Source organism: Streptomyces sp. CB02261, from assembly GCF_001905665.1.
In the GTDB taxonomy this organism is placed as follows: Bacteria; Actinomycetota; Actinomycetes; order Streptomycetales; family Streptomycetaceae; genus Streptomyces.
Window position 1 is genome coordinate 14,850 of sequence record NZ_LIVX01000013.1, and the last position, 17,525, is coordinate 32,374.

At 69.8% G+C, this 17,525-nt stretch carries 14 protein-coding genes; 5 read left to right on the top strand and 9 right to left on the bottom strand.

The window, feature by feature from the left end; genetic code table 11:
• Window positions 1-79: 79 nt before the first annotated feature.
• Genes AMK29_RS32290 through AMK29_RS32300 form a run of 3 tightly spaced genes read right to left on the bottom strand, consistent with a single transcriptional unit; the run spans window position 80 to window position 2,927 of the window.
• A complete protein-coding gene (locus AMK29_RS32290; RefSeq protein ID WP_073819620.1) occupies window positions 80-1,021 on the bottom strand; it encodes an ABC transporter permease in 942 nt (313 codons plus the stop codon).
• Window positions 985-2,217, bottom strand: coding sequence for a hypothetical protein (locus AMK29_RS32295; RefSeq protein WP_073819621.1), 1,233 nt, complete (start codon window positions 2,215-2,217; stop codon window positions 985-987). The genes AMK29_RS32290 and AMK29_RS32295 overlap by 37 nt, the downstream gene beginning before the upstream one ends.
• The gene (locus AMK29_RS32300; protein WP_079197229.1) at window positions 2,214-2,927 is read right to left on the bottom strand and encodes a GntR family transcriptional regulator; all 714 of its coding nucleotides are present in this window, start codon (window positions 2,925-2,927) and stop codon (window positions 2,214-2,216) included. Before AMK29_RS32300 ends, AMK29_RS32295 begins: the two co-directional genes overlap by 4 nt.
• 357 nt (window positions 2,928-3,284) lie before the next feature.
• Here AMK29_RS32300 and AMK29_RS32305 point away from each other — a divergent pair, with 357 nt between their 5' ends.
• From AMK29_RS32305 to AMK29_RS32315, 3 genes are all read left to right on the top strand, one after another.
• Window positions 3,285-4,928: a right-handed parallel beta-helix repeat-containing protein gene (locus AMK29_RS32305; RefSeq protein WP_073819622.1), complete on the top strand. Its 1,644-nt coding sequence runs from the start codon at window positions 3,285-3,287 to the stop codon at window positions 4,926-4,928.
• Window positions 4,929-5,070: 142 nt separating this feature from the next.
• Window positions 5,071-5,730 (top strand): TetR family transcriptional regulator, encoded by a 660-nt coding sequence (locus tag AMK29_RS32310; RefSeq protein ID WP_079197230.1) that lies wholly within the window; start codon window positions 5,071-5,073, stop codon window positions 5,728-5,730.
• Window positions 5,731-5,796: 66 nt separating this feature from the next.
• Window positions 5,797-6,066, top strand: a complete 270-nt coding sequence (locus tag AMK29_RS32315; protein ID WP_073819624.1) for a hypothetical protein — start codon at window positions 5,797-5,799, stop codon at window positions 6,064-6,066.
• Between the two features lie 268 nt (window positions 6,067-6,334).
• Here the strand turns inward: AMK29_RS32315 and AMK29_RS32320 are convergent, their stop codons facing one another.
• Window positions 6,335-7,570: an amidohydrolase family protein gene (locus AMK29_RS32320; protein ID WP_073819751.1), complete on the bottom strand. Its 1,236-nt coding sequence runs from the start codon at window positions 7,568-7,570 to the stop codon at window positions 6,335-6,337.
• Window positions 7,571-7,663: 93 nt separating this feature from the next.
• Here AMK29_RS32320 and AMK29_RS32325 point away from each other — a divergent pair, with 93 nt between their 5' ends.
• Window positions 7,664-8,128 carry a MarR family winged helix-turn-helix transcriptional regulator gene (locus tag AMK29_RS32325; protein WP_073819625.1) on the top strand — a complete coding sequence of 155 codons (465 nt, stop codon included), beginning with the start codon at window positions 7,664-7,666 and terminating at the stop codon, window positions 8,126-8,128.
• Window positions 8,129-8,276: 148 nt separating this feature from the next.
• On the opposite strand, the gene AMK29_RS32330 is transcribed toward AMK29_RS32325, so the two are convergent.
• Together AMK29_RS32330 and AMK29_RS32335 are read right to left on the bottom strand one after the other, a co-directional pair.
• Window positions 8,277-8,618: a beta/gamma crystallin domain-containing protein gene (locus AMK29_RS32330; RefSeq protein ID WP_107422740.1), complete on the bottom strand. Its 342-nt coding sequence runs from the start codon at window positions 8,616-8,618 to the stop codon at window positions 8,277-8,279.
• 311 nt (window positions 8,619-8,929) lie between these two features.
• Complete coding sequence (locus AMK29_RS32335) at window positions 8,930-10,081, bottom strand: serine hydrolase domain-containing protein (RefSeq protein ID WP_073819626.1); 1,152 nt, start codon at window positions 10,079-10,081, stop codon at window positions 8,930-8,932.
• A gap of 507 nt (window positions 10,082-10,588) precedes the next feature.
• Between AMK29_RS32335 and AMK29_RS32340 the strand changes: the two genes are divergently transcribed.
• Window positions 10,589-13,702 (top strand): AfsR/SARP family transcriptional regulator, encoded by a 3,114-nt coding sequence (locus tag AMK29_RS32340; RefSeq protein WP_073819627.1) that lies wholly within the window; start codon window positions 10,589-10,591, stop codon window positions 13,700-13,702.
• A gap of 363 nt (window positions 13,703-14,065) precedes the next feature.
• On the opposite strand, the gene AMK29_RS32345 is transcribed toward AMK29_RS32340, so the two are convergent.
• The 3 genes from AMK29_RS32345 to AMK29_RS32355 all read right to left on the bottom strand — a co-directional run bounded on the left by AMK29_RS32345 (window position 14,066) and on the right by AMK29_RS32355 (window position 17,461).
• Entirely contained in the window at window positions 14,066-14,899 is an 834-nt protein-coding gene (locus AMK29_RS32345) for an alpha/beta fold hydrolase (protein WP_073819628.1), read from the bottom strand.
• A gap of 310 nt (window positions 14,900-15,209) precedes the next feature.
• The gene (locus AMK29_RS32350; RefSeq protein WP_073819629.1) at window positions 15,210-16,046 is read right to left on the bottom strand and encodes an alpha/beta fold hydrolase; all 837 of its coding nucleotides are present in this window, start codon (window positions 16,044-16,046) and stop codon (window positions 15,210-15,212) included.
• Window positions 16,047-16,624: 578 nt separating this feature from the next.
• The gene (locus tag AMK29_RS32355) at window positions 16,625-17,461 is read right to left on the bottom strand and encodes an SGNH/GDSL hydrolase family protein (protein ID WP_073819630.1); all 837 of its coding nucleotides are present in this window, start codon (window positions 17,459-17,461) and stop codon (window positions 16,625-16,627) included.
• Window positions 17,462-17,525: the final 64 nt, after the last annotated feature.

A 17,525-nucleotide genomic window follows, 5' to 3' on the forward strand; every position in this document is an offset into this window, starting at 1 on the left:
CGTGCGGGACGTGCGGTGCGGGACGCGCTGATCGGCGCGGGGGGCGCGGATCGGGTGACTCTGTGGGCGCGGAGCCGGGTCAGTACGTGATGCGCGGGTCGAGCCAGGCGTAGACCAGGTCCGCCAGGAGGTTCACCAGGAGGACGAGGACCACGACCATCAGTACGGCGCCCTGGACGACGGGGAGATCCCGGCTGAAGATGCCGTTGACGATCAAGGTGCCCATGCCGGGAACGGTGAAGACGGTTTCGGTGACGACGGTGGCGCTCATCAGCGCCCCGATCTGGAGGGCGATCACGGTCACGACCGGCACGATGGCGTTCCGCAGGGCGTAGACGCCCACGATCCGGCCGCGTGAGAGGCCCGATGCCTCGGCTGTGCGGATGTAGTCCTCGTTGAACGCGGCGAGGAGAGCGGCGCGGGTCTGGCGCATGGTGACCGCGGCGATGGTGGAGCCGATCGTGACGGCCGGGAGGATCATGCGCCGCAGGTTCTCGACGGGGTCCTCGGTGAAGGGAACGTATCCCGAGGGCGGGAGGACCTTGAGCCACAGGGCGAAGACGAGGATGAGCAGTGCGGCGAGGTAGAAGTGGGGGGCGGACAGGGCGAGCAGACCGACGGAGTTCAGCGCGGTGTCCGTGCGGGTGCGACGGCGGACGGCGGAGAGGATGCCCGCGGGGATCCCGACGAGAACGGCGAAGACCAGCGCGATGACTCCGAGCTCGACCGTGGCGGCGAACCGGTCGGAGATGACCGTGCCCACCTTCTCGTCGGTGAGCCATGAGCTGCCCAGGTCGCCGCGGACCAGATCGCCGAGCCACTGGGTGAACTGCTGCCACAGCGGTGCATCCAGGCCGAGGTCCTCTCGGAGTACCGCTCGGTCCTGCTCGGTGGCCTCCTGGCCGAGGATGGCGAGGGTGGGGTCGCCCGGCATCAGCCGCAGGAGCATGAAGAGCACCAGGGAGACGACGAGGGCGACCGGGATCAGTTGGAAGAGTCTGCGTACGAGGTATCCGGGCATTTCACCGGCTCCGGTAGAGGGGGCGAGGGTGTGGGCTTGGCCGTACCAGGGCGGTCGGTGAGGCGGGAGAGGTCACTCAGCCACGCGAGGCGCTGTGCCGGGGCCAGGTCGTAGGCGTACAGGGCCAGGGAGCGGGCTCCGGCCGCGTAGGCGTCCTGGGCGACATCCCTGAGCTGCTGTTCACCGGTGGTCCGGTCCACGGCCAGGTTCCATCCGGCGCTCACCTGTGCACCGGTCCGGGCTGCCGCGGCGAGTTCGCGGCGCAGGGCGTCATGACTCCCCGACAGGTCGGTGACGGTGAGGGCGCCGGCCGCTGCGGCGAGGGCGCTCGTGTCGGCGGCGGACTTGCCGTCGCAGGCGTACGGGTCGCCGGTGGTGCGTACGGAGACGGGCAGCCCGCCGGCTGCGGCGACGGCGTCCCGCACGAGGGTCACGGTGATTCGCGAGCGCACGGCGAGGACGGTGTCGTGCAGCTCGGAGCCCAGGGCGGCGCGGGCGTCGGCACCGAGCTCGCCGGCTTCGCGCGGCTCGGCGAGTTGGGCGAGCAGTGTCGCGCGGACGGTTTCGGCCAGGGCGGGCACGTCGATGCCCGCGTCGGTGAAGCGGTCCGTGCAGGCGGAGCAGAAGCACAGCGAGAGCAGCCAGCGGTCCACCGGACGAAGGGCCGCGCCGACCTTGTCGTGGGCGCTCTGGTGCTGCCAGCCGAGGTAGCCGAAGGCTTCGAGTTCGAGGCCGGTGACACCGGGCCGGCGGGCGGTCCGGGCGACGAGGTCGGCGGCGTAGGCGCGGACCTCGGGCCTTGCCGGGCACAGTGCGTGCCGGTAGTGGTGTCCGAAGGCGTTACGCAGCGCCGATCCGGGACGGCGGGTGGCGGGTCCGGACTGGTGGAGCCCGACGAGCCAGGCCGTCACACCGAGGCCGGCCCGCAGCAGGGCGGTCGTGGCGACCGTCGCGTCGTCGCCGAGAACCGGCAGGGCGAGGCCTTTCCCGTCGACGGGGGCGGCTTCGTCGCGGAACCACAGCCCGGCCCTGAAGTCGGCCACGGCACACGGGGCGCTGGTCGTCAGCAGCCACCGCCCACCGTGGTAGCTGAACGCCAGGCGCACACCGTCGACGCCGTGGGCGGCCAGTCGGTCCGCCTGGGCTTGCGGCTGCCGGCGGAAGGAGAGCGGGTGCGCGAACAGCTCGACGTTCATCGGCCGTCGCCGAGTGCGCGGGAGATGGTCTGCTTGGCCTTCTCGATGTGCGCGCGGGTCAGCCGTTCCACGAGCGGACCGTCGCCCTGCTCCATCGCCTCCAGGATCGCCGCGTGTTCGGCGGCCTCTTCCTCCCAGGTGGCACGCAGCCGCCAGCCCAGGCCCGCCACGAAGGCCGTGAGGTCCTGGAGCTGGTCCAGGAAGCCGCAGAGGAAGCTGTTGCCGCAGGCGCTGTAGAGCTCGCGGTGAAAACGCCGGTTGGCGATGCCCAGACCACGCGTCTCGCCCGAGCCGATCAGCGTGGTCGCGTCCTGGAGCGCCTGGCGGGCGGCGGCGTGGGCGGTCGCCCCGAGACGGACCGCGCCCAGGCGTACGGCCTCGGGTTCCGCCGCGCAGCGGGCGGCATAGAGCTCCTGCACCAGAAGGTTGTCGGGGCGGCGGACACTGACTCCCTGGTAGGCGTTGATCTCCACCAGACCGGTGGAGTGCAGCTGCTTCAACGCCTCGCGCACCGGCGTCTTGGACACCCCGTACACCTCTGCGAGTTCCCGCTCGACCAGGGCCTTTCCGGGCGGGAGCACACCTTCGAGGATCGCCTGCCGCAACGCCTCCCGCACCCGGTCGGTTCGGGAGACGGCCTGACGCAAAGGCGGCAGTGAGCCGGGAGGCAGGGCATCGGCGCTGTTCACTGGATAGTCGATCTGTGACATGGCGGCATGCTGATATACCAGCATGCCAACCCGCAAGCCCCGTGCAGAGGTTCTTCGAAATGACCTCCCGACAGCCGCAGGCACCGACCCGGCTTGCCTGACCTGCCGTCAGAATGTTTACAGGCGGTACAGGGTTGCGCTCAATTTCCACTTCTGTAACTGTCGTTCACGCACCACCCCACCCCCACAGCGGACTTCGGAGCGCACCCGTGTGTCGCGCACCGCCCCGGGGCAGCGCTCTGACACGGCGTGACGCCCCAGCCCTGTCCTTCCCGGCGCCCTCTTTCCTGCGCACGGTTCCCGACCGAGGGAGACACGGCCCGCTTCAGTCCGGATGACTTCGGAGACCAGGCACCGATGAAACGCACGCGCACCTTCGCCGTTACCGCAGCACTGCTCGCGTCGTCCGCCCCACTCGGCATCGTCACCGTGGGAGCCGGTACGGCCCATGCCGCAGACCGCACCTACTTCGTGAGCCCCGAAGGCAGCGACAGCAATCCGGGGACGTCGGCCGGAGCGCCCTTCCGCACCCTGCAGAAGGCCGCCGACAGCGCCGGCCCCGGCGACACCGTCTCGATCATGAACGGCACGTACTCGGAGCGCTCCGCAGGATCCAATGTGCTGACCATCAAGCGCTCGGGCCGCCCCGGCTCGCCCATCACCTTCACCGCGCACCCCGGCCACAAGCCGGTGATCCACCCGGTGAAGGCGTGGAACGGCATCAGCGTCTACGGCGCGTCCCACATCTCCATCAGGAATCTGGAGATCAGAGGCAACAACGCCACCCTGAACCTGGCCGGGGCCGAACGCGGATCGAAGAAGGGCGACCCCACCTACAACACCAACTGCCTCTCGATCGAGCGAGACAGGTCCACGGGTGCGGTGTCGCACCACATCGAGGTGACCGGCAACAGGGTTCACGCCTGCGCGGGCGGCGGCATATCGGCGATCGAATCCGACCACCTGACCATCTCCGCGAACCACGTGTATTCCAACTCGTGGTACACGGTCTACGCCACCAGCGGCATCTCCGTCCTCACCCCGCGCGACGTGGGGAGCTCCGACGCCAGGACGTACAAGATCCGCATCACCGGCAATCGCGTCCACGACAACGAGACCAAGATCAAATGGGAGAGGTGCCGCTGCTACTCCGACGGCAACGGCATCATCATCGACACGCTCAAGGGCGACGCGGGCCACCCCGCCTACGGAGGACGCGTCCTGGTCGCCGGCAACCTCTCCTACGACAACGGCGGCTCGGGAATCCACTCCTACAAGAGCCAGCACGTCGACATCGTCCACAACACGGCGTACCTGAACGGCCGAAGCACCCGCATGCAGAGCTACGCCAACATCTTCGCCCACGACAGCACCGACGTCCGGCTGCTCAACAACATCGCGTTCGGCCGACCCGGCCAGGCGACGAACAGCAAGTCCCGCAACGTGGACGTGACCTACGACTACAACGTCTACTTCGGCGGCAAGGCTCCCGAGGTCAAGGGTCCCCACGACATCGTCGCCGACCCGAAGTTCGCCGACGCCGGCACCACGGCGGAGACAGCCTTCCGGCTGCGAGACGGCTCCCCGGCCATCGGTTCGGGCACTCCGTTCACCGCCGTCACCACCGGCACCCGCCGGGCCGGCGGCGCGCCCGACCGTGGCGCCTACGGATTCGGTGCCATGCCTGAGGGGGCTTCCGATTCCGACCTCGGCGATTCCGGCTCCAGCGGTCAGCAGGATGAGCCTCAGCCCAGCGAAGAGCAGCCCGGTGAAACCGGCACAGGGACCTCGCCCGGCACAGGCGGAACCACGGCCTCGCCCAGCGCGGCAGGACCGAGCGCCAGTAAGGGTGACAGCGAGTCCAACCTGAACGCGGACGGCGGCAGCGGTCCGCTCGCGCAGACCGGCGGCTCCGATCCCCTGCTCCCCCTGGGCATCGCGGCGGCCGCGCTCGTCCTCGGCGGCGGTCTCGTCGCGGCTGCCCGTCGCAAGCGTTCCTGACCGTCCGGTTCACCCGGGCTCCTGACGTGGTGCCGGCCCCCGTCCCCCGTACCGAGGGGCCGGCACCACCGCGTACTCGTCCGGCCGCGTGATCGCGGACCTCCTCCGCTCCGGCGGCTCAACCCGCTGACAGGCTTGTGACATGGCAACCGACCGACAGCGCCGAACGAATGGCCTCGCGGGAGAAGACCCACCCGACTCTCCGCGCATCGCCTGGCGCAAACAGATGAGGGCGAGCGTCCTTGACGCCGCACACGACCTGACATGCGAAGCCGGATGGGACGAGGTCAGCGTTGCGGCCGTCGCAGCACGTGCTCAGGTCTCCCGCCCCTCCGTCTACAAGGAGTTCGGCAATCGAGCCGGTCTGGGACGCGCACTGGTGATCCGTGAGACCCGGCAGTTCCTCGCCGGGGTGGCCGACATGCTCCATCCCGGCCTGCCCGACTCTCAAGCCTGCCTCGAAGCCGCCATCCGGTACGTGCTTGAGGAAGCTCACGCCCAGCCCCTCGTACGGGCTGTCATCGCAGCCGCCCGCCATGGCTCCGACAGCCTGCTCCCCTACCTCACCGCCCGGGCGGACCCGATCTTCGACGCGGGCCAGTACCTGGTGCGGGAATGGTTGGGCACACGCTACCCGGAGCAGCACACGGAGAATCTTGAGATGGCAGCAGACATCATCGTCCGCATGACCATCAGCCATCTCATCCTGCCTGCCGCAGAACCGCACGTCACCGCCCGAAGGCTTGCCACGGCCGCACTGCAACCGCTGCGGAGTTCGGTGCCGGCCAGAAAGCTGCCGTAACCGATAACCCCATCGAATCGGCTGTACCGCAAGCGCGGCCGCCGACCGCCGGCCATCACGGACAACATGCTCCACACCGTCCTGCGCCGCAGCGTTGGCGGCGAGACGGTCGAACCAGCCCGATTTCCTCATCCCCACCGACCGACGCAAAGCCCGCACCCGAGCCTGTCCGGCATCTACCGGCCACTCGCCGAACAGGAGAAGCGGCAGGCGTACCCGGAGGCCGACGAGCAGGCGCGCGCCGACCTCGCCGACCCGGCGGACAGCCGCAGCGGCAGTGGAACGGCTGCGCGCCCTGAGCCGAAGCCGATCTTCACCGCGCTTACCGAACGGTGACAGAGCGACGGTCGGGCATGCCCGGCCGGGCGGATGAGGAATGGACGATCCCGGCCCGTACGCTGACCGCGGTACGGAGCACGCCCCCCCACGGCCACCCGCACCGCACCCCGAGGAGACCGCCGGCGCCCGTACGGCGCCACGCTCCCGGAGCTGCCGAACCGTCACCGTGGTCGAGCCCCGGTCCGGTAGCCCCACGAGCCCCAGGCCGGGACCGCACGAGGCAGCACCCGGCCTTCGGGGCCCGGCCCTGGATCTGACGGGCTGATCAGGCGGCCAGGCGGGTGCCGCGGCGCCACACCGCGCGGGTGTTGAGGGTGTCGGTGATGGTGGTCGTGGGGTCGCCGTCGACCAGGAGCAGGTCGGCGCGCAGGCCATCGGCGATCCGGCCGCGGTCGGAGAGGTGGAAGCGGCGGGCGGTCGTGGCGGTGGCGGCGCGCAAGGCGGCTGCGGGGGTCAGACCGGCTTCGACGAGGTGCTGCAGTTCCTGGTGGACACTGGCGCCGGGGGCGAGGCCGCCGAGGAACGGCATGGGCTGGGAGACGTCGGTGCCCACCAACAGGTCCACCCCGGCGTCGGCGAGGGCCTTGACGCTGTCCAGGACATCCTGGAGCTTGCCCTGGGGATAGTGGCCGAAGCAGGAGCGCAAGGTGGCGTCCCACGCGGCGTTCAGGCGGGAGGCCACCCGCGGGTCGTCGGCCAGTTCACTGCCGGTGACGCCCATCATGGAGGCGTTCAGCACGGTGCACGGCACGACGAACATGCCCGCGTCCTTGATCAGTGTGACGATCTCGTCGGTGGGAGGTTCGACGAACAGGTGGGCGAGACCGTCGATACCCGCCTCGATCGCCATGCGGGTGGCGTCGATGGTCAGTGCGTGGGCGACGGTCAGCGCGCCGTGCTTCTTCGCCGCGGCGACGCCGGCGTTCAAGGTGGCCTGGTCGAGCATGGGCAGGCCTGGGTGCCCCTCGACGCTGCCGTCGTCGATCATGAACTTGATGTAGTCCGAGCCGTGGGCGATCAGCTGCGGAATCGAGGCGGCCGCGGCCTCGGGGCTGGTGGCGTCGGGATGGTAGGGCGGCTCGCCCCGGTGCTCGCCACCGGGGCCGCCTCCGGCGAGCCCGCCCGGGTGGAAGCCCTTCGGGAACAATTCGCTGGGGTGCCCGCCGGGCGGGGTCAGGGCGAAGCCCGAGGAGCGCACGTCGGCGACGGAGTCGTCCTCGCTGATCGCGCCGCGCCGGTTGCGGGTGTTGGCGCCCTGCATCTCCAGTTCGGTGGTGACGCCGAACCGAAGGGCCAGCGCGAGGGAGTCGCGGTCGGTGTGGACGTGCGCGTCGATCAGGCCGGGCAGCAGTGTCGCCCCGGCCCCGTCGACGACCTCGGCCTCGGCCGGGGCCTGGCCGCCGACCTGGACGATCCTGCCCCCTTGAATGACAACGGTGGTGACGCCGAGCGCCTTCTCCCCGTCGAAGACCTGCGCGCCGGTGATGGCGGTGGTGCTCATGGTCATGCCTCGTTTCTACCTGACTACAGATCCATACCTTAAGTCATATGGATGCAGCACGCATATCGATCGTGTGTGTCGTAGATTTGAGGCGTGAAGAGCCAAGAACAACCTGTACCCGCCGACGACGACTCGCTCCTCGACAACGTGGGGCCGGCGCTGTCCCGGCTGCGTCGGCAGGTCGGGTCAGGACGTGGGGACCTGACCCGCAACATCGTCCTGAACGTGGTCGGCGACGCAGCGGGCCGGATCACCGTAGGCGGCGTCGCCGACAAGATGGGCGTCGCCCAGCCCGTCGCCAGCCGCGCCATCGCCGCATGCATAGCAGAGGGCCTGCTTCGCCGCGTCGCCTCCCAGCAGGACGGCCGCAGCAGCTGGCTCGAACTCACCGCCGAGGGAGAATCGGCACGCAGGGCTTACGCCAGTGAGCAGCGTCTCGCCTTCGAGGAGATCACCGCGCACTGGAGCAGTGCGGACCGCTTGCAGTTCGCGCGCTTCCTCACCAGATACGGCCAGGACGCAAGCGCCTGGACAGCCCGCAGCAGGCCGGAAGGCTGATCCGACCGCTCTACGACGACTGTCGGCGCTCGAAGCGACCTCGTCGCGGTCCGCCACTCCTCCAGCTGGTTCCTACCACCGCACCGGCGTTTCTGACTGCCCTGTCAACAACGCTGGTGCCAATACATCTGGTTCGCGGCTGCGGGCGCTACCAGATCCTGATCTTCGTGATCTTGTGGATGGGCTCACCGGGGACGTTGCCGAAATGCCACTTGTCCAGGGTCGCGCTGGTTGCCTGCGCGCCCAGCCTCGGCACGTACTCCAACGTGACCTTGTTGTCTCCGGTCCAGATCTGATCCACGCCGTAGATCGCCACGCTCTGCACGCCCGCGTTGGCGAAGCAGAGGGAGCCGCCTGCGTTGTGAAGGGACAGCAGACCCAATCCATTGCAATCGGTGCGGTTGATGGCGTACGCCGACGAAGCAGGCAGCACAACGGCCATGGCTCCGGCCGCCGCGACTACCCCGAGGCGTGCGATGAAGCGTTTCACTGGTCAGTCGTTCCTTCCATGAGGGTGCGGTGCCGCCGGGGGCCACGGCGCACGGCGGCATCGCAGGGACGCACGCGCGTCCAATCAGCGCAACGTGGGGGAAGGCGGTCCGGTTCACCACTTGGGCGCCCTTCTTCGGACCTGGTCGCGGGCTGACTCCGCGTCTGTCGGCCCCTCACCCGAGGGCGCGTCTCCACGTTCCCCGCGGAGCGCCGGAACCAGTCGCGCCCCGCCGGCCGGACGCCGTCTGCCCCCTCCACCCCGAGGGTCATGAGCGTCTCGGGGAACCGCCGCCTCACCTGTTCCTGCAGTCAGCAGGCGGTGGAGTCCAGGACTTCGTAGACATGCCTGATGTAGTCGTGGGTGCGCTCCGAGCCGAGGATTCCGTCGCCCAGCCGGTTCATCGTGTACGAGAACGTGACGCGCCGGTCGAGATCCATCATGACGATCGAACCGCCCCGGCCGACCCAGAAGCAGACCCTTCCGGTGGGCATGTGCGGCATCGTCCTCGCATCGGCGAGCGCGAAGCCGATGCCCCAGCGCACGGGAACGCCCAGGAACAGGTCGACCCCGTCGGCCTGTACGTCGAGGACCTTCTCCACCGTCTCCTCGGAAATGAGCCGGAGGCCGTTCACCTGGCCTCGTCGGGAGATCACGGAGAGGGCACGGGCCATGCCTCGTGCGTTGCCGTGGCCGTTGACCGCGCCGAGTTCGGCACGGCGCCACTGCGGCGTGTCGACATGCTCGTCCCTGGCGGGGCTTCCGAGCAAGGTCTTGATGAAGATCCCCTCCGGATCGAGACCGGCGGGTATCCCGGAGAGCTGCGCCGGGGCCACCAGCTCGGCGATGCGTGGCCAGTCGGCCTGCCGCGCACCGATCTGGACGTCGGCCAGCGACGGCCTGGCGATCTCCGTGTCGACGAACTCGGTCAGGGTACGGCCGCTGACCCGCCGGACGAGCTCGCCCACGAGCTGCCCCTGGGTCTGCACGTGATAGCCCGAGGCACTGCCCGGCTCCCACCAGGGCGCCTGCGCGGCCAGCCGGGCGCTGGCGGTAGGCCAGTCGTACAGATCGTCCATGGTGAACGGCTGCTGCCAGCCGGACAGCCCCGAGGTGTGCGCCAGAACGTGCCGCACCTCGATGTCCTGCTTGCCCTGAGCAGCGAATTCGGGCCAGTAGTGCGCGACCGGGCGGTAGAGATCCAGTGCCCCCCTGTCGACGAGGACGAGGGCCGCCAGACTGCTCAGGGTCTTGGTGGTCGACCAGAGGTTGACCAGTGTGTCCTCGTGCCACGGGACGGTTCGCGCTTCGTCGGTGTGCCCGCCCCACAGATCGACTTCCATCACGCCGTCGACATCCACGGCGATCGACGCTCCCAGTTCCTCACCTGCCTCCAGGTGCGCTGCCAGCGCCGCTCGGACCGGTTCGAACCGGGCGGTACTCGTTCCTTCGACATGGACCATGTTCTCTCTCCACTCCTGATGTCGGCCGTTCGATCGCTCAAACGGAGCGGATGTCAGGCTGGTTCACGCGTCGTCGCAGGTAAGGGACGTCTGTCGGGAAGCACCTGTGGCAGGACGGCGCCTGCGGAGAGGTGGTGGTTCCGGCGCTCGCCCCAGGATGGACCTGTCGCGGACCGCCTCACGCACATCGTGTGCAGCACTCCACGGGTCGGGGCTCCACCTCGACGAGGAAGCCGTCCAGCGCATGGCCGCCTCCGAAGAGATCACGCCGATCGGCGTCCTGCTAATGTCCCGTGTGGTATGCGGGAGGGGACGACGGGGTCCCCACCGCCCCGATCACCTGAGCAGCGCTCATCTCGGCGGCCGGGTCACCGCGACGAGGATCGCGCGGGTCCGGTTTTGGTCCCAGCGGGAGCGGGTCGCCCTCATGTCGGCTGGTCATGGTCATGTACGTGCTTCCGACGGTGGCGTCGGCGAGCGGGATTCTGGATGAGTACGGTGGCAGGCGTGGGACAGGATCTCGACTTCGGACTGCTGGGTCCGCTGGTGGTACGGCGGGCGGGGGCGGCACTCGATCCGGGCCGGCGCCGACAGCGGCTGCTGCTGATCCGCCTGCTGCTCGCCGACGGTCGGGCGGTCGCTCCGCAGACGCTGTGCGAGGAACTGTGGCCGCGACAGCCGGGCCGGACACCGGACGGAGCGATGGGCTCCCTGCACGCCCATGTCAGCAAGGTACGTGCGGTCCTGGAACCCCGGCACCTGCGCCGGAAGGGCACCTGCGAGGTGCTGGTCACCGAGTCCTTGGGCTATGCCCTGCGGGTGCCGCCCGAGAGCCGTGACACCGTGCGCTTCGAGCGGGCCCTTGCCCGGGCGCGCCGGTTCATGGACCAGGGCCGGCCCGAACACGTTGCGGAAGAGGCGCGAACAGCCCTGGAGATGTGGCGCGGCCCCGCGTTCGCCGACGCCGCGCACCACCTGTTCGCCGTCAACGAGGCGGCACGTCTGGAAGAATTGCGCCAGGCCGCCCGTGAGATCCGTGCCACTGCCCTGCTCCTGCAAGGACGGATCGTCGAGGCCCTGGACGCGGCGCGGGAGATGACCGCGGAGCATCCTCTGCGGGAAACCGGCTGGGTCCTACTGCTGCGCGCCTTGTACCTGGCAGGCCGGCACCCCGAAGCGCTTCAGCGCTACACCGACCTGCGCCGGCACCTCGCCGAGGAGCTCGGGCTCGAACCCGGCCCGACCCTGCGCGCCCTGCACCACGGCATCCTCCACCACGACCTGCCGCCCCTTCGCCCAGCCGATGAGCTGAGCAGGTTCGGCGCGGCATCGATATCCGGAGGAAGTACCGGACACGGGCGCGATCCGCTTGGGCCGAGCACGTCCGGAACGCCGGAGGCGGACGCGTCCGTGGGTCCGGCCGAGGACGAACCGTCCGACGCCGCCGATCGGTCCGATGCGAGACGCGACCCGGCGGCGGATGTAGAGGGAACCACGCCGCCGCCCCGGACCCGTCCGGCGCAACTGCCGCGCAGCCTGACGGTTTTCGCGGGGCGGGAGGCCGAGGGCGCGTGGCTGTCGGCCGTGAGCGGTGTGCCGAGCAGGTCCGGAACGACCGCTGCCTCTGCCGTCGTCATCAGCGGGGCTCCCGGGGTCGGCAAGACCACCTTCGCCGTCCACCACGCCCATCGCATAGCCTCCTCCTTCGCCGACGGGCAGCTCTTCGTCGACCTGCGCGGTTTCCACCCCCACGCGCCCGCCGTCGAACCCGGCAACGCTCTGCACGGCTTCCTGACCGCCCTCGGCGTTCCCGCCCAGCGCATCCCGGAGGACACCCCGGGCCGCAGCACGCTCTTCCGCAGCCTCCTCGCCGACCGGCAAGTCCTCGTCGTCCTGGACAACGCCCGCGACGAGCGACAAGTGCGCCCTCTGCTCCCCGCGGGAGCGGGTTGCCTCACGCTGATCACCAGTCGCAACCGGCTTCCCGGGCTGATCACCACAGACGGCGCCCGGCCCCTCGCCCTCCCTCTGCCCTCACAGGCGGAGGCCCACCAAGCCCTCGAACGACGCCTGGGCACCGAACGAGTGGCCGCCGAGCCCGCCGCCACGGCCGACATCATCCGCCTGTGCGGACGGCTTCCCCTGGCCATGGCGGTGGTCGCCGCCCGCGCCGAACTCGATCCGTCCTTCCCCCTTCACGCCATCGTCGAGGACCTGCGGGACACCGAGGGCCTGGACGCCTTCACCGGCTTCGACTCCACCACCGACGTACGCGCCGTCTTCTCCTGGTCCTACCGGTCCCTGGACGAGCCCACCGCCCGGCTCCTGCGCCTCCTGGCCCTGCACCCCGGCCCCCACATCACCGCCCCCGCCGCCGCCAGCCTCGCCGGCTTCTCCCTCGCCCGAGCCCGCCGCGCGCTCGCCGGCCTGGTCAGCTCCTGTCTCGTGGAACAACCGTTGCCCGGCCGCTACGGCCTGCACGACCTGCTGCGCGGCTACGCCACCGAACTCGTCCACGCCCACGACACCGTCCAGGAACGCCACCGGGCCACCCTCCGGATCCTGGACCACTACATGTTCACCGCCCACGAGGCGAACCAGCTCCTCAAGCAGGACACGTCGCCCGACCTCGACCTCGGTGCACCCGGCCCGGGCGTCACTCCGGAGAGCCTCACCACCGTCGGGCAGGCGACCCGATGGCTCACCGCCGAACACCGGGTGCTGACCGGCCTCCTCCACACCGCCGTCGGCCAGGGGCTGGACCACCACACCACCGGCTTGGCCTGGTCGCTCAAGGAACATCTCAACCGCCAGGAGTTCTGGCCCGAAGCCATCACCGCGCTGACCCCCGCCCTCGAAGTGGCCCGACGCCAGAACAACCGCCTCGAGGAGGGCCGTTGCCTACGCCACCTCGGCCACATCCACGGCTATCTCGGCCACCAGGAGCAAGCCCTTCAGCACCTGCGACGTGCCGTCACGATCTTCGAAGAGCTCGACGCGACCGGTGAACAGGCCCGAGCCCACTACGTCATGGCGTGTGCGCTGTTCCTGTTCGGCCGGATCCAGGAGGCCGTGACGTTCTCCGAACGGGGGTTGGAGCTGTCCCGGGAGACGGGTGAGGAGTTGTGGCTGGCCGAGTGCCTCATGGAACTCGCCTGGTTCCACGCCAACCTCGGACAGCTTGAGAAGAGCCTTGTGTACAGCGAGGAGGGCATCGCCTTGTTCCAGCGCCTGGGCGCGCCGTGGCAGCTGGCCCAGGCTTGGGACATCCTGGGCTACACCCTCCGTATGCTCGGACGTTACGAGGAATCGGTGGCCACCTACCAGCGGGCGACACGGGCGTTCGAGGAGCTGGGCGACCACAGGAACGCCATCGGCTCACTGATGCGGCTGGGTGACACCTGGCTGGCGCTGGGCGACCGGGAAGGCGCGCGGGCGAACTGGGTTCAGGCCCTCGAAAGCGCCGACGAGCGTGCCATGTCCCACAGCGCCCAGCAGGTCCGTGACCGGCTCACCGCCCTGGACATGAACGCGGACCCCGCACCCGCCGTGCCGGAGAGAGCGGCCGCCCGTCACGGTCACAAGCTTCCGGTGCCGAGAAGTGGGCATCCTGCGGTTTAGAACTCCGCATAGCGTGGTTCGACGAATGGCCGCCCTTCCCTCCGACGGCGCGGGGGCAGTGGACCTCCCCGTCGGGACAAACGGAAGTGATCGCACGTCGTGGCGTGAGGCTTCTTCCGTCGCCCCGGACGGTTGCGGCTGCCGAGCGGCCCGTCCGGGGCGCCGTCTGGTTTCACACCAAAGTCCGTCCCGGGACGCCTTCGGGGGGAGCCTGTACGCGGCTCCATCAGCGCGGTGTTCACCGTGGCGCGTCCTTTCTCTCCGGATGCGGCGGGCGTTCAAGACGGCGCCCCGTCACCGCTCGACGGTGACGGGGCGCGTGCGGGTCGCCGTCCGGCCGGTGCGGGGTCGGCCTCTCCGCCCTTACTTGGCGAGGAAGGCGAGGAGGGCGTCGGTGACCTCCTGGGCGTGGGTCCACAGCAGGCCGTGCGGGGCGCCCTCGACGACCACGTAGTCGGCCTGCGGGAGCGCCTTGTGGAAGAGCTCGCCGGTGGCTTCGATGGGCAGGATGCGGTCGGCGGTGCCGTGCAGGATCAGCGCCGGCACGTCGATCTTCCGTATGTCGGCACGGAAGTCGGTGGTCCACGTGGAGACGCAGGCCAGCGAGGCGTACCAGGAGGCGCCGGCGGCCACGTTCCAGCTGTTGCGGACGACCTCCTCGCTGATCCGGGTGCCGAGGTTCTCGTCCAGGTTGTAGAAGTCCTGGTAGAAAGCGCTGAAGTAGGCGTACCGGTCGGCGGTGACGGCCTGCTCGATGCCCTCGAAGACGCTCCCGTCGACACCCTCGGGGTTGTCGTCGGTCTTGAGGAGGAACGGCTCCAGCGAGGCGAGGAAGGCGGCCTTGGCGACCCGGGCGGAGCCGTAGGTGCCGAGGTAGCGGCCGACTTCGCCGGTGCCCATGGAGAAGCCGACGAGGACGGCGTCGTGGAGGTCGAGGGTCTCCATGACGGTGTTCAGGTCGGCGGCGAAGGTGTCGTAGTCGTAGCCGGTGGTGGGCTGGCTGGAGCGGCCGAATCCGCGCCGGTCGTAGGTGATGACCCGGTGACCGGCCTCCAGCAGGGCCGCGGCCTGCTTCTCCCAGGAGTGGCCGTCGAGCGGGTAGCCGTGGATCAGCACGACCGGCTGCCCGGTGCCGTGGTCCTCGTAGTAGAGGTCGATGGTGGTGGAGTTCTCCTGGCCGACGGTGATGAACGGCATGGTTGTTTCTGCCTCTCGTGTGGGTTGTGGTGCGGGATGGTGGTTCGGGTACGGTCGGAGGTCGGTACGGGCCGCGACTTCGGGTGACCGGCGTCGCACCCGCCAGCCTGGAAACGGTGACGGGGTGCGCGCGGTTCACGGTCTGGCCGAGAAGGGATTACTGACGCGGCCGGAAGGCAAGGGGCATCAGTGACCTCTCAGGGGACAGATCCGCAACGGACCCGGGGGGGGGGACGCGCACCCGACCGCATATTCCGCTTGCGGAAGCACCTGCCGGAACGACTCCTCTGCCCGGATCGGCAGATCCCGGTCAACGGACCGTACGCGCTGCCTTCTCCACGATGCGGGCGACGGCGTCGGGACGGGAGACAGACACCGCGTGCGAGGCGTCGATCTCAGTCGTACGGGCGTGCGCCCGAGCCGACATGAAGCGCTGGGCCGACACGGGGATGTTCCGGTCCTCGGTGGTGATCAGCGACCAGGAAGGAATCGTCTTCCAGGCGGCACGGGTGGATTTCTCCTCCAGCGCGGCGGCGGCGATCGGACGCTGCCCGGTCGCCATGAGCCTCGCCCTGTCCCCGGGGACGTCCGCGGCGAACTGCTGGTGGAACTTGTCCGGCTTGATGAAGACATCAGCTCCCGAAGTTCCGTCGGGGAGCGTGTAGTTCACTGGTGCGATGACCTGGCCGAGGGTGCTGCCGATAAACTTGTTCGTCAGCCCCAGCGAGTTCTCGCCCGCGTCGGGCAGGAACGCGGCGATGTAGACGAGAGCCTTGACCTTTCCCTCCAGGCCCGTGGCGGCCTGGCTGATGACGGTGCCTCCGTAGGAATGCCCGACCAGGACCACCGGACCGTCGATGTGCTCGACGACGCTGCGCAGGTAGGCGGCGTCGGTGGCCGGCCCGCGCAGCGGGTTGGCGGCGGCCACCACCGGGTAGCCGGCCCGCTGCAGCCGTTCGACGACCCCGTCCCAGCTGGAGGCGTCGGCGAACGCCCCGTGCTCCAGCACGATCGTCGGCCGGACCGGCTGGCGGGGCGTCGCGTCGGCCGTGCCGGGCAGGGCCACGGCCGTCACGGAAAGGCCCACGGCCGCGACGCCGAGCAGGGCGACCGGACGGGTGGGCCTGGTCGGTCGGGTGATGCGCATCTTCGATGTCCTTCTGTGTGAGGGCTGTCGCCCTGATGGAGCGGGGCCGGCCGAGCGAACCCGGCCGCGACGGGAAACACGGCACAGCATTGAGCTTCAGCCAACTGCGTTGCGTACCAATAAACTTGGCGTGGAGCTCCGTCCGGACTGATCGGACGGTGGCGGCCCCGGGGGCTGAACGGCCCTGCCGGCTGCCGCCACAACAGCCGACAGGGCCGACGTCCGGTCAGGGCTCTCATGCGCCCGGACGTCACTGCTTCCTACGAACAACCCCGTACCGCGGTTCACCGACAACGGTGACTTCGGCATCCGTTCCGGTCCGGGCTGTCACGGGGAGAACTCCGCGGAGCAGGGGGCGCCCCTGTCCGGGCGGCACGGGCACGGGACAGAGACATCAAGCGCCGGAGGTCGACGGGTGACGTGGAGTGTGGCCGCGCGGGGTACGGAGGCCGTCCGTCACCAGCACCCCGCCACCGCCTGCGGGACGGCCGTCACGGCCGTTCCTCAGGTACGGGCTCGGCGCCCATGTCCCGGTCTCCGGGGGCCGGAGTGTCGCTCCGGCCCCCGGAGGGCGGTGGCTACTTCTTGAGCCTCTCGTGCACCTCGATGGCTGTCATCAGGTGACCGATGGCGTTGGGGTGGGCGGAGCCGGACGTCCGCGGCAGCAGCGGGTTGATCCACTGCCCCGACGGGGGCCGGCACGTGTCGTGGCTCCGGAACACCGAAGAGGTGTCGACGAACTCGGCCTGCCTCAGGAGGGCCGACATCTCCAGCATGAGGTTCAGCCGGTTCGTGGTCTGGTGAAGCCAGGTGACGTCACCCTTGGCCAGCGGCACCGAGGAACCGCAGGCGCTCCCGTCGAGGGGGAACGGATTGGGGTAGCCGACCACGACGACACGCGCTCGGGGGCTGCGCCGCTTGATGTCGGTGAGCATGTCGGGCAGACGCGTGCTCAGCCTCGCGAAACCCGCGTCCACCTCCTTCGCCGCCACGTCCCGGCAGGGAGTTCCCTCCCGAGTGGTGAGACCGGCCAGGACGCATCTGGTGAGCACGCCGGAGAAGCCGAGGTCGTTGCCGCCGAGCGTGACGGTCACCAGATCGGTGTCCTGGGTGAGGGCGTTGACCTGGGGTGCGGCCGCCCCCTCGTGGTTCCACAACGAGCGCGTGGTCGCTCCGCCGCACGTGACGTCCTTGAAGACGGAGGGCTTGTACGTCTCGGCGATCCACGCCGGGTAGCTTCCCGTGGAGCGCATGCACTTCGTGTCGGTCTGCTGGGGCAGACCCGTTCCCGCGGCGTAGGAGTCGCCGAGGGCCACATAGTGCTTGACGGATCCCTGCCCGGAGAAACCGGACGCGGTGGCCGGAGCGGCCCCGGAGGCCAGCAGCGAGGCGGCGAGGGCGGCGGTCGCGGCCACCCCTCTGCGGAACTTCGAGTACGGGTGAGAACGGTCATGAAGTCCCCTTGGGATGGAAAGAGGT